The organism is Arthrobacter sp. MP_M4 (assembly GCF_035984855.1).
Taxonomy (GTDB): domain Bacteria; phylum Actinomycetota; class Actinomycetes; order Actinomycetales; family Micrococcaceae; genus Arthrobacter.
In genome coordinates this window covers 79,645-91,803 of record NZ_JAXCHX010000015.1, presented here as the reverse complement: position 1 = coordinate 91,803, position 12,159 = coordinate 79,645, and the positions used below count along the sequence as shown (strand labels likewise).

Genomic DNA, 12,159 nt, shown 5'->3' with positions numbered 1-12,159 from the left:
CTGGGCGCTGCGCTCCTGAGCGGACCGCCCCGGGGGCGCCAAGGCCCCGGCCGCATGCACGAACCCAGCGGTCAGCAGGACCTTCAACGCCGCGGCCCGGGCCTCAAACCGCGCCACCTCCGTCAGAGCGTCCAGGCACACATCCGCAGCATCCCGCAACGGATCCCCACCGCCGGCGCTCAGCACCCCGGCACCTGACGGTTCCCCGCCGACGAGCGCAGCCAGCGCAGCAACGGAGCGGGAAACGGCATCCACCGCGTCCACGCACTCCCAGCCCAAAACCGGCCCGTCCTTCACCCTCACATCACACCACGAGGCACCGACAAAATTCGGTCCAACCGCAACGGCACGAGCAGGAGGTCGCCGCAGCCGCCCGCACCGGGTCCTTACTGTGCGGGAACCGTTTTAGAGCACGTCCACTCCGTCGAGCCGAAGCTGTACCGGATCGTCGGTGCGTTTGGCCGCGGCGGCGACCTTGACGGCCCGCAGCACACTGGTGACTTGTGCGGCCTGTCCGTATGGCAGGAACATCAGTGTCCGGACGTCCTCTCCCGCAACCCCTGGAGTTCCGCCGTGGCCGCCGGGTCCGGTGACTACCAGCGGCGCCGGACCGGCCGTCCGCACCACGATTCCCTGGGCGGCCAGGTTTTGAGTTACGGCCTCGCTGAAGTGCCCGACGGAGGTCCGGCCGCCGGTCAGTGACGCGACCCGGACGGCCGGCGGAAGGTGGAGTTCCTGGCGCAGCGAGAGTTCCCGCTGCGCATAGCCCGCCGGATCCCAGCGCAGCAGGGCCCCGACGCCGGCGGCGTCGTCCGCGGTGATCACCACGAGGCCGCCGTCACCCGCGGGTCGGACCAGGGCCGCGGCATTGAACCAGCGCCGAACGGCGTCCTCCCCCGCCCGCAGGTTTTCGCGGCGCAGCAGGGAGTCGCCGTCCAGCAACAGTGCCGCCGCATAGCCGCCGGCGGCGACGGGCTCCGCACCAACCGTGGCGACGACAAGGGCCTTCGAATCCGGAACCGTGGCCAGTACCCGGTCCCCTGACGAGGTGACAACCGGCTTGCCGGGAAAGGCACGACCCAGTTCCTCGGCCGTGCGCAAGGCACCAGTGGCCCCGCGCCGGAGCCGGGCGCCGTTGCAGGTACCGCATCGCCAGTCCGGCGCCGGCGTCGAACACCAGCGGCATTGCGGCACGGCAGAGCTCCCGCTGGCCCCGGCGATGGCCAGCGGACCGGCGCAGGACGCACAGCGCGCCGGGTCACGGCAATTTTCGCAGGCAAGCGAGGGCGCATACCCGGCCCGTGCCACCTGGACCAGGACCGGCCCGCGTTCCAGCCCGTCCTTGGCAGCGCGCCAGGCTGCGCCCGGGAGCCGCGCGATCCTGGCCAGCGGATCATGCTCAAGCTCGTAGCTGTCCGCTGTGTTCAGCACCCGCGGAACCCTCCGGCGCACCACGGCGCGGTCTGCTTCGACCGGCCACGCCCAGCCTGCTTCGACGAGGCGTTGCGACTCGGTACTTCGGGTGTGCGCGGCCAACAGGCACCCGGCTCCTTCCTGCTCGGCGCGCAACAGCAGAACTTCGCGGGAGTGGGCGTAGGGGGACCGCTGCTCGATGTGGAGGTCGTCGCCGTCGTCCCAGCAGACCACCAGTCCCAGATTGTGGACGGGAGCGTAGGCAGCGGACCGGGTCCCGACGGCAACCCCCGCAGCACCGCTGAGGATCCGCAGGAAGCTGCGGTACCGCGGCGTCTGGCCATCGTCTGCGGTGAGCCGCGCAACGTCTCCGGCAGGCAGCAGCTGCAGGAGGGCGGACTCCACCCGGTCCAGGTCGCGGTAATCGGGCACGACGACGATGGCGCCGCGGCCGGACAGGCGCACGGCCGCCACGGCTTCGGCGACGAGGCGGGGCCAGCCTCCCGGCCCCCAGCCCTGCAGCGCACTGAGTACCGCCCGTGGGGACTCGCCTGCGTTGAGGTGCTGCAGGAACGCGGGGCCGTTTCGGTAGGACCCCCAGCTGGAGGCTTCCAGCCCTGCCGGAATCGCCGGGCCCGCCCCGGCACCGGAGCCTTCGTCGGCGAAGAGGGCAGGATCCAGGTTGCCGTCAGGGGCGAGGTCCTTTTCAAGCTTCGCCATCCGTGGCGGCACAGCAACGCGCAGCACGTCGCTGACGTTGCCTGCATAGCGTGCCGCGACGCGGCCGGCGAGAGCTGCGACCGGCGCCGTCAGTACCGGAAGCGGTGAAACCACTTTGTACAGTGGCACGAGGGGGTGGCCGGCGTCGGACGCAGCGGCCCGTTCCATCAGGTATCCCGGAAGTTCCTGGCCGTTGAACTTCACCTTCACCCTGACGCCGGGCTGTGCGGCGGCATCGAGTCCCGCGGGCACGCTGTAGTCGAAGGGCCGGTCAAGGTGCGGCAAGGAGGACTCCAGCCGCACGCGCGCCACGGGGAGCCGTTCGGCCAGAACTGGACCGGAGGCAGCGGCTGCGGATTTTGGAAAGCCCTGCAGCAGCGAGAGCTGGAAGGGTTCATCCGAAGCTGGCGCGCCTTGAGCCGGGCTCATCTCTCGTGTCCTCCTTTCGCCAGCAGTTCAACTCAGCGATTCTTCAGCGAATGTTCGGCAATTAAGAATAGCCAGGCCGCCGGTATCGGCGGCCTGGCTACAGCACATCACGAGGCAGTGACACTTGATGCAAAAACCCAGAGGTGCACAAACAAAAGCGTCCCGATGCCTCAGGCGTTGAAGAAGGCCTTCAGCGCATCAACCCGGTCCAGCCGCTCCCAGGTGAAGTCGGGATCCTCCCGGCCGAAATGGCCATGGGCTGCGGTTTTGGCGTAGATCGGGCGCTTCAGATCAAGGGCGTCGATGATGGCGCGGGGGCGCAGGTCGAAGATTTCGGCGATCGCCGCACTGATCCGTGCCGGGTCCACGGTCTCGGTGCCAAAGGTCTCCACGTAGGTGCCCACCGGACGGGCCTGGCCGATCGCATAGGCAATCTGGATTTCCGCGCGCTTAGCAAGACCGGCGGCCACCACGTTTTTGGCGACCCAGCGCATGGCGTAGGCTGCCGAGCGGTCGACTTTGGACGGGTCCTTGCCGGAGAAGGCACCGCCGCCGTGGCGGGCCATGCCACCGTAAGTGTCAACGATGATCTTGCGGCCGGTCAGGCCGGCGTCGCCTACCGGGCCGCCGATGACGAAGGCACCGGCCGGATTCAGGATGTTCTTGGCGCGGGAGTAATCCAGGTTGGACAACGCCATCACCGGGGCCACCACGTGCGTAGCGAGATCGGAGCGGAGTTGGTCAAGGCTCGCGCCTTCGGCGTGCTGGCTGGAGATGACGACGGTCTCGACGGACACGGGCCGGTCGCCGTCGTAGCCGACAGTGACCTGGGTCTTGCCGTCGGGGCGCAGGTAGCCGAGTTCCCCGCTCTTGCGGACCTCGGTGAGCCGCTCCGAGAGCCGGTGGGCGAGCCAGATCGGAACCGGCATGTAGGAAGGGGTCTCATCGCTGGCGTAGCCGAACATCAGGCCCTGGTCGCCGGCACCCTGGAGGTCGTAGTCGTCCTCCTGGCGTCCCTCGCGGGCTTCGAGTGAGTTGAAGACGCCACCGGCGATGTCGTTGGACTGCTGGCCGATCGAGACGGACACACCGCAGCGGGCGCCGTCGAAGCCGTTGGCCGAGGAGTCGTAGCCGATGCCGAGGATGGTTTCCCGGACGATCTGCGGTATTTCAACGTAAGCATCCGTGGTGACCTCGCCGGCGACGTGGACCAGCCCGGTGGTGGCCAGCGTCTCCACGGCCACCCGGGACTCGGGGTCCTTGGCCAGCAGGGCGTCGAGGATCGCGTCGCTGATCTGGTCGCAGATCTTGTCGGGGTGGCCTTCGGTCACCGACTCGGACGTGAAGAGCCGGAGCGAGGCGGGCGTGGACCCGTGGAAGTCAGGGATGTGCAGCGGTAAAGTCACTCAACTACCTTACTGGTTGGAAAACGGACGTCCGGCAGCATGTGTCCCTGAATTAAAGAGACGCCGCTCACCCGGGCTCAGGCCGGCGGGACTACCTGGCTGAGTTCGGCGCTGATGCGGTCTATCACGGCAGCCGCGACGTCGGACTTTGAACCCGACGCCTCTTGGGCTTCGGAGCCGGACCGCGAAAGGATGACTACGGAGTTGGTGTCTTCGCCGAACACCTTGTCCTGGCCCACATGATTGACCACCAGCAGGTCGCACGCCTTGCGGCGCAGCTTGGCAGCAGCATACTCCAGCACGTCGCCGTCGGCGTCGCCGGTCTCCGCCGCGAAACCGACAATCAGCTGGCGGCGGGAAGCCGCGTCCCGGACCTCGACAAGCTCACGCAGGATGTCCGGGTTCCGGACCAGTGAGATGACGGGATCGGCGACGTCGTCGCGCTTCTTGATCTTGGTGCCGGAGACATCCGCCGGGCGGAAGTCCGCGACGGCGGCCGCCATAATGATGACGTCGGAGTCGACAGAGGCGTGCAGCGCCGCTTTGCGCAGCTCCAGTGCGGTCCCCACCTTCACGACGTCGACGCCGGCCGGAGCGGGAACATCCATGTGGGCGGCCAGCAGACGGACCCTGGCACCGGCGTCGCGGGCGGCCGTGGCAAGTGCCACGCCCTGCTTGCCGGAGGACCTGTTACCGAGGAACCGGACCGGATCCAGCGGTTCGCGGGTACCGCCGGCACTGACCGTGACGGTGAGCCCGGCCAGCGGCCGCAAGGGCGCGGACAACGGGTCGTCCGACGGCGGCGCGGTCGCGGGGACGGCGGAGGCACCGGCGAGGGCCAGCGCGGCGTCGAAGATGGCCTGGGGTTCGGGCAGCCGGCCAGGACCGGAGTCGTTACCGGTCAGCCGTCCGGACGCGGGCTCGAGCACGGTGATACCCCGGCTGCGGAGCGTCTCCACGTTGGCCCGGGTGGCCGGGTGCTGCCACATTTCGGTGTGCATGGCGGGGGCCATCAGGACCGGGCAGCTTCCCGCCATCAGGAGGGTGTTGCTGAGAAGGTCGCTGGCCTGCCCGGTGGCGGCGCGCGCCAGCAGGTCGGCGGTGGCTGGAGCCACCACGATCAGCTCGGCCTCGTGTCCCAGGCGGACGTGGTTTACGGCATGCACGTCGTCGAAAACGCTGTTGCTGACCGGATGCCCGGACAACGCCTCCCAGGTGGCGACGCCGACGAAACGCGTCGCAGCCTCCGTGGGGATGACGGTGACATCATGGCCGGCTTCGGTAAAAAGCCGGAGGAGCGACGCCACCTTGTAGGCAGCTATCCCTCCCCCGACTCCGAGGACTATGCGCACGTGAGCTCCGCCTGCGTAATTACTCTGCAGGTTCGATCGGTGTGGAGACGAGCTTGCCTTCGTTGATTTCGCGCAGGGCGATGGAGAGGGACTTCTCATTCAGTTTGGTGTCGACCAGCGGGCCGACGTACTCAAAGAGGCCCTCGTGCAGCTGGGCGTAGTACGCGTTGATCTGGCGGGCACGCTTGGCGCCGAAAATCACCAGTCCGTACTTCGAGTCGGCGGCCTTCAGCAGCTCGTCGATCGGCGGGTTGATGATGCCTTCAAGGTTCGTGGACACGAATTCTCCAAATTCTAAACGGGCCGATACGTCCCGGCGCCTAGCTACGGGTTCGGGGTCAGCCCCATGAGTGAAACAAGCTCGTCCGCTGCCCGTCGAACGTCATCATTGATGACGGTGTGGTCAAACTCCGGTTCAGCGGCAAGTTCTAGTTTAGCGGTTTCCAGCCGCTGCTGCTGTTCTTCCGCTGTTTCCGTGCCGCGGCCCACCAGTCGGCGGACCATTTCGTCCCAGCTCGGCGGTGCGAGGAAGACGAACTGCGCGTCCGGAACGGCGTCCTTGACCTGCCGCGCACCCTGCAGGTCGATTTCCAGAAGCACGGAGCGGCCATCGGCAATCGCAGCATTCACCGTGCTGCGCAGCGTGCCGTAGCGGTTGCGTCCGTGGACCACTGCCCACTCCAGGAGCTCTCCGGCCTCCACCAAGGCATCGAAGTCTTCGGCCGACTTGAAAAAATAGTGGACGCCGTCAACTTCGCCGGGACGCGCCGGGCGGGTGGTGGCCGAGACGGACAGCCAGACGCCGGGATAATTGTCCCGGATGTAGGTGGACACGGTGCCTTTGCCAACAGCCGTCGGGCCGGCGAGGACTGTCAGTCCCGGTTTCTTGCTCACATATTCCTTTAGGCGGGTTTGAAGTCAGCGCGGCGGACCGGGCTGTTTGTCTTCTATGAAATCTACCAGCGCCCGGCGCTGGTGAATTCCCAACCCGCGGACCCGGCGCGATGCGGCGATGCCCAACTGCTCCATGATCGCCGCCGCACGCACCCTGCCAATGCCGGGCAACGCCTCCAGCAGTTCCACGATCCGCATCCGGGCTATCGCGTCGTCGGTAGCGCCGGCACTGAGCAGCTCCGAGATGGTCAGCGTGCCTGACTTCAGCCGGTCTTTGGCATCGGCCCGGGTGGTCCTGGCCGCGGCGGCCTTACCGAGGGCGTCGGCCCGCTCCTGCGGAGTGAGGGGTCGCAAACTCATTGCATGCCTCCCTGCGTTGTCGGACGGAGCGCACCCACGACCCGTCCGGAGGGGCCAAGCAGCACCGCGGCTGGTACCACGGACCTGTCCTGAACCTACCGTCTGGGCCGGGCAGAAATCAATGGAAAAGTTCAGCCTTGACCGCGAACCACCCCGGAATTCCCCTCAGGCCCCGCGCAGACCGTCAAGGTTGCGGCCGGCAGCGTCCCGCAGGTCCTGGACCCGGGGACCGGCGTTGAGGATGTCGCGGCTGGACGTGCCGAGCACCTGGCCGTAGGCGCCACCGAAGGTCCGCCGGAGGTCCGCCGGGGTGGCGCCCTGCGCGCCAAGGCCCGGGGCCAGGATGGGGCCCCGCACCGCGGCAAGGTCCAGGTCCAGGTCCGCCAGCGCGGAACCGACGGTCGCGCCGACGACAAGACCCGTGGACCCCAGGTCCCCGCCGGCCTGATCAACGAAGTACCGGCGGTTCTCCTCTGCAGCCGCCTGCACAATCCGTCGGGCGACCGAGTCCGCGCCGCCGACGTGCTGGACCGAAGCGCCTTCCGGATTGGACGTCAAGGCCAGGACAAAGACACCGCGCCCGGTCTGCGCGGCGAGGTCCAGCGCCGGACGCAGCGATTCGAAGCCCAGGTACGGGCTGAGCGTGACTGAATCCGCGGCCAGCGCGGACCCGTCCCGCAACCAGGCATCGGCGTAGGCCGCCATGGTGGACCCGATGTCACCGCGTTTGGCGTCGGCAATAGTCAGCACGGAGGCATCCGCCGCCGCGGCGAGGGTGCGCTCCAGCACGGCGATGCCCGCGGAGCCGTGACGTTCGTACAGCGCCACCTGGGGCTTAACCGCGGCAGCGAGCGAACCCACGGCCTCCAGGACAGTCAGCGAGAAACGCTCCAGCCCCGCGGCGTCGTCGCCCAGTCCCCAGCGCTGCAGCAGCGCCGGGTGTGGATCAATGCCCACGCACAACGGGCCGCGGTCCGCCATGGCCCGGCCCAGCCGGGAGCCGAAGGACTCCCGGCTGGCCGCAGCAGCGGCTGCCTCAGGCATGCGCGGCGGCTTCCTGGGCTACCCGCTCCTGCGAGGCCGCCAGTGCCGCGGCGTGTTCCTGCAGGCTCGTGACCGACCATTCGTACGTGCGCAGCGCCTCGATGGCCTGGACGGCGGCGTTGAATTCGGCCACGGTGGTGATGCACGGAATCCCGATCGACGTCGCGGCGGCGCGCAGTTCGTAGCCGTCGCTGCGGGCTTCGCCGCCCGAGGGGGTGTTGAACACCATGTCGATCTCACCGGCGATGACGAGGTCGGCGATGGTGCCTTCGCCCTCGGCGCTGAAGCCCTCCGCGACCTTTCGGACCGGGGTGGCCTGGATGCCGTTGCGGCGCAGCACATCGGCGGTGCCGCCGGTGGAAACGATCTCGAAGCCGAGGTCCGAGAGGCGCTTGACGCCCATGATGACCGAGCGCTTGTCCCGGTTGGCCACAGAGACGAAGATCTTGCCCTCAGTGGGCAGTGCGTTGTTCGCGGCTGCCTGGCTCTTGGCGAAGGCGGTGTCAAAGTGCTTGTCGATGCCCATGACCTCGCCGGTGGACCGCATTTCCGGCCCGAGCAGCGAGTCCACCACTTTGCCTTCCGGGGTGCGGAAGCGGCTGAACGGAAGCACGGCCTCCTTCACTGAGACCGGCGCGTCCAGCGGCAGCGTGGAGCCGTCGCCGGTTTCCGGCAGCATCTTGTGCGTGGTGCGGAGTTCGTTGATGCTCACGCCGGTGCCGATCAGGGCCGCCGCCTTGGCCATCTGCACACCGGTTGCCTTGGACACAAAAGGCACGGTGCGGGACGCCCGCGGGTTGGCTTCCAGGACATAGAGCACGTCGGAGGCGAGAGCGAACTGGATGTTGATCAGTCCGCGGACGCCCACGCCCTCGGCGATGGCCAGTGTGGCGGTGCGGACCCGTTCCAGGACGTTGTTGCCGAGCGTAATCGGCGGCAGCACGCAAGCTGAGTCGCCGGAGTGGATGCCGGCTTCCTCGATGTGTTCCATGATCCCGCCCAGATACATTTCGGTGCCGTCGTAAAGAGCGTCGACGTCAATTTCGACGGCGTCCTCCAGGAAGCGGTCGATCAGCACCGGATGCTCCGCGGTGATCTCGGTGGCGTTGGCGATGTAGCGGGAAAGGTTGGGCTCGTCGTAGACAATCTCCATCCCTCGCCCGCCCAGGACGTAGGACGGGCGGACCAGCACCGGGTAGCCAATCTCGTCGGCGATCTTCTTGGCGTCTTCGAAGGACACGGCGGTGCCGTTCTTCGGCGAAATGAGCCCGGCCTTGTCCAGGACCTGGGAGAAGGCTCCGCGGTGCTCGGCGAGGTCGATCGCTTCCGGGGACGTGCCCAGGATCGGGACACCGGCGTCAGCGAGCTGCTGGGCGAGCTTGAGCGGGGTCTGGCCGCCGAGCTGGACGAAGACGCCCATCACGCCGCCGGTGCGTTCTTCGGCCGCGATGACTTCGAGTACGTCTTCCAGGGTCAGCGGTTCGAAGTACAGCCGGGTGGAGACGTCATAGTCGGTGGAGACGGTCTCGGGGTTGCAGTTGACCATCACGGTCTCGTAGCCGGCCTTGCGCAGCGCCATGGAGGCGTGCACGCAGGAGTAATCGAATTCGATGCCCTGGCCGATCCGGTTGGGCCCCGAGCCCAGGATGATAATGGACGGTTTTGCGTGCCGTGCCACCTCGTCCTCCTCGTCGTAGGAGGAGTAGTGGTACGGGGTGTACGCGGCGAATTCGGCGGCGCAGGTGTCCACTGTTTTGTACACCGGCCGGATGCCGAGGGCCTGCCGGACGCCGCGGACGACGTCCTCGGAGTTGTGCGTCAGGGCGCCGATCTGCTCGTCGGAGAAGCCGTGGCGTTTGGCGCGCTTGAGCATTTCCGGGGTCAGGGCCGCGGCGGCCCGGATCTCCACCGAGATCTCGTTCAGCAACTGGAGCTGGTCCAGGTACCAGGGGTCGATCTTGGTGGCTTCGAAGAGCTGTTCAACAGTGGCGCCGCCGAGCATCGCGCGCTGGACCTGATGCAAACGCTCTGTAGTGGGCCGCTTGGACTTTTCGATCAGCTCTGCCACGTCACCTTCCGGGACGGGGCTGAAGTCCAGCTGCGAACCCTTCTGCTCCAGGGACCGCAGCGCCTTCTGCAGGGCCTCGGTGAAGTTCCGGCCCATGGCCATGGCCTCACCCACCGACTTCATGGTGGTGGTCAGGGTGGGGTCTGCCGCCGGGAACTTCTCGAACGCGAACCGGGGAACCTTCACCACGACATAGTCCAGGGTCGGTTCGAAGGACGCGGGCGTCTTCTGCGTGATGTCGTTCGGGATCTCATCCAGGGTGTACCCGAGGGAGAGCTTGGTGGCAATCTTGGCGATCGCAAAGCCGGTGGCCTTGGAGGCCAGCGCGGAGGAGCGGGAGACGCGCGGGTTCATCTCGATCACGACGACGCGTCCCGTGTCCGGCTCGACGGCGAACTGGATGTTGCAGCCGCCGGTGTCGACGCCGACTTCACGGATCACGGCGATGGAGATGTCGCGCAGGCGCTGGTATTCGCGGTCCGTCAGAGTCAGGGCGGGCGCGACCGTGATCGAGTCCCCGGTGTGCACGCCGACCGGATCGAAGTTCTCGATGGAGCAGACCACCACGACGTTGTCGTTCTTGTCGCGCATCATCTCGAGCTCGTATTCCTTCCAGCCCAGGATGCTCTCTTCGAGCAGAACCTCGGACGTCGGGCTGTACTGCAGGCCCTGGCCCACGATCCGCCGGAGGTCATTCTCGTCGTAGGCGAGGCCGGAGCCGAGGCCGCCCATGGTGAAGGAGGGCCGGACCACCATCGGGTAGCCAAGGTCCTCGGCCGCAACCAGGGCCTCGTCGATGGTGTGGATGATGTGGCTGCGCGCAGATTCAGCGCCGCAGCGTGCCACGACGCCCTTGAACTTTTCCCGGTCCTCGCCGAGTTCGATCGCCGCGATGTTGGCGCCGATCAGTTCGACGTTGTATTTTTCGAGCACGCCGTTCTTGTCCAGCGCGATCGCGGTGTTCAGCGCGGTCTGGCCGCCCAGGGTGGGCAGGATCGCATCAGGGCGTTCCTTGGCGATGATCTTTTCGACCACCTCGGGGGTGATCGGCTCGATGTAGGTCGCATCGGCGAACTCGGGGTCGGTCATGATGGTGGCCGGGTTGGAGTTGACGAGGATGACGCGGAGGCCTTCCTCCTTCAGGACGCGCAGAGCCTGGGTGCCGGAGTAGTCGAATTCGGCGGCCTGGCCAATCACGATCGGGCCGGAACCGATGACCAGAACGCTCTTAAGATCAGTTCTCTTGGGCATTACTTGGTGTCCTCAGTCTTGGATTCGGTGGCAGTCTTGGCGCCGGTTTCGGTCTTTGCAGAAGTGTCAGCCATCAGCTGGATGAAGCGGTCAAAAAGGTAGGCGGCGTCGTGCGGGCCGGAGGCCGCTTCGGGGTGGTATTGCACCGAGAAGGCGGGGATATCCAGGCACGACAGGCCCTCGACGACGTCGTCGTTGAGGCTCACGTGGCTGACCTCGACGCGGCCGAAGCGTTCTTCCGGGGCCTGGGTGGCGCCGTCCAGCGGGGCGTCGACGGCGAAGCCATGGTTCTGGGAGGTGATTTCGACCTTGCCGGTGCGGCGGTCCATCACGGGCTGGTTGATGCCGCGGTGGCCGTAGCGCAGCTTGTAGGTGCCAAAACCGAGGGCCCGGCCCAGGATCTGGTTGCCGAAGCAAATGCCGAAGTAGGGAATTCTTTCGTCCAGCACTGACCGGAGCAAGCTGACCTGGTTGTCCGCGGTGGCGGGGTCGCCGGGGCCGTTGGACATGAAGAAGCCGTCCGGGTGGACCGCCTGGACGTCGGCCAGCGTGGCGGTGGCCGGCAGCACGTGCACCCGGACGCCGCGTTCGGCGAAGCGGATGGGCGTCATGCGCTTGATGCCAAGATCAATCGCGGCAATGGTGAAGCGCGGTTCCCCGTCCCAGCCCCAGTCCTTGGGCTCCACGGTGTACGCCGCATCGACGCTGACTTCCTCAGCCAGGCGCGCGCCTTCCATCGGGGCACTGGCCAGGACGGCGTCCACGAGCTCCTTGTCGGTGGCGCGGACGGCGTCGCCGGAAAAGATCCCGGCGCGCATGGTCTTGTGCTCGCGCAGGTGCCGGGTGATGGCGCGGGTGTCCACCCCCTGGATCCCGACAACCCCCTGCCCGGCCAGTTCGTCGTCGAGGCTGCCTTCGGAGCGCCAGTTGGACGGGCGCCGGGCTGCTTCGCGGACGATGTACCCGGCCACCCAGATGCGGCGTGACTCGGCGTCGTCGTCATTCACGCCGGTGTTGCCGATGTGCGGGGCAGTCTGGACCACCAGCTGGCGGGCGTAGGAGGGGTCCGTAATGGTTTCCTGGTAACCGGTCATGCCGGTCGCGAAAACCGCCTCGCCAAGGGCGGTTCCGGTGGCGCCGTAGCTACTGCCCCGGAAGATCCGGCCGTCCTCGAGCACGAGGGCCGCCGGGGTGGAGGCTGCTGCCTCTGATGTCATTGCGT

The 12,159-nt window shown here is 67.3% G+C and carries 9 protein-coding genes and 1 pseudogene; all 10 read right to left on the bottom strand.

Annotated features, from left to right (window positions below; genetic code table 11):
* A pseudogene (locus tag RCH15_RS12360) lies at positions 1-297 on the bottom strand (hypothetical protein); the annotation flags it as partial.
* Positions 298-405: 108 nt separating this feature from the next.
* A complete protein-coding gene (locus RCH15_RS12355; protein WP_326960953.1) occupies positions 406-2,562 on the bottom strand; it encodes a primosomal protein N' in 2,157 nt (718 codons plus the stop codon).
* A 170-nt stretch (positions 2,563-2,732) separates the two neighbouring features.
* On the bottom strand, positions 2,733-3,968 hold the full coding sequence (gene metK / locus RCH15_RS12350) for a methionine adenosyltransferase (protein WP_326960952.1): 1,236 nt from the start codon (positions 3,966-3,968) through the stop codon (positions 2,733-2,735).
* A gap of 77 nt (positions 3,969-4,045) precedes the next feature.
* Positions 4,046-5,320, bottom strand: coding sequence for a bifunctional phosphopantothenoylcysteine decarboxylase/phosphopantothenate--cysteine ligase CoaBC (coaBC, locus tag RCH15_RS12345; RefSeq protein WP_326960951.1), 1,275 nt, complete (start codon positions 5,318-5,320; stop codon positions 4,046-4,048).
* Between the two features lie 19 nt (positions 5,321-5,339).
* The gene (rpoZ, locus tag RCH15_RS12340) at positions 5,340-5,600 is read right to left on the bottom strand and encodes a DNA-directed RNA polymerase subunit omega (protein WP_011692102.1); all 261 of its coding nucleotides are present in this window, start codon (positions 5,598-5,600) and stop codon (positions 5,340-5,342) included.
* Between the two features lie 44 nt (positions 5,601-5,644).
* Positions 5,645-6,214, bottom strand: coding sequence for a guanylate kinase (gene gmk, locus RCH15_RS12335; protein ID WP_326960950.1), 570 nt, complete (start codon positions 6,212-6,214; stop codon positions 5,645-5,647).
* 24 nt (positions 6,215-6,238) lie between these two features.
* Complete coding sequence (mihF, locus tag RCH15_RS12330; protein WP_326960949.1) at positions 6,239-6,574, bottom strand: integration host factor, actinobacterial type; 336 nt, start codon at positions 6,572-6,574, stop codon at positions 6,239-6,241.
* Between the two features lie 165 nt (positions 6,575-6,739).
* Positions 6,740-7,618, bottom strand: coding sequence for an orotidine-5'-phosphate decarboxylase (gene pyrF, locus RCH15_RS12325; protein WP_326960948.1), 879 nt, complete (start codon positions 7,616-7,618; stop codon positions 6,740-6,742).
* Positions 7,611-10,937: a carbamoyl-phosphate synthase large subunit gene (gene carB / locus RCH15_RS12320; RefSeq protein ID WP_326960947.1), complete on the bottom strand. Its 3,327-nt coding sequence runs from the start codon at positions 10,935-10,937 to the stop codon at positions 7,611-7,613. Before carB ends, pyrF begins: the two co-directional genes overlap by 8 nt.
* Positions 10,937-12,154 (bottom strand): glutamine-hydrolyzing carbamoyl-phosphate synthase small subunit, encoded by a 1,218-nt coding sequence (gene carA / locus RCH15_RS12315; RefSeq protein WP_326960963.1) that lies wholly within the window; start codon positions 12,152-12,154, stop codon positions 10,937-10,939. Before carA ends, carB begins: the two co-directional genes overlap by 1 nt.
* Between the last annotated feature and the right edge of the window lie 5 nt (positions 12,155-12,159).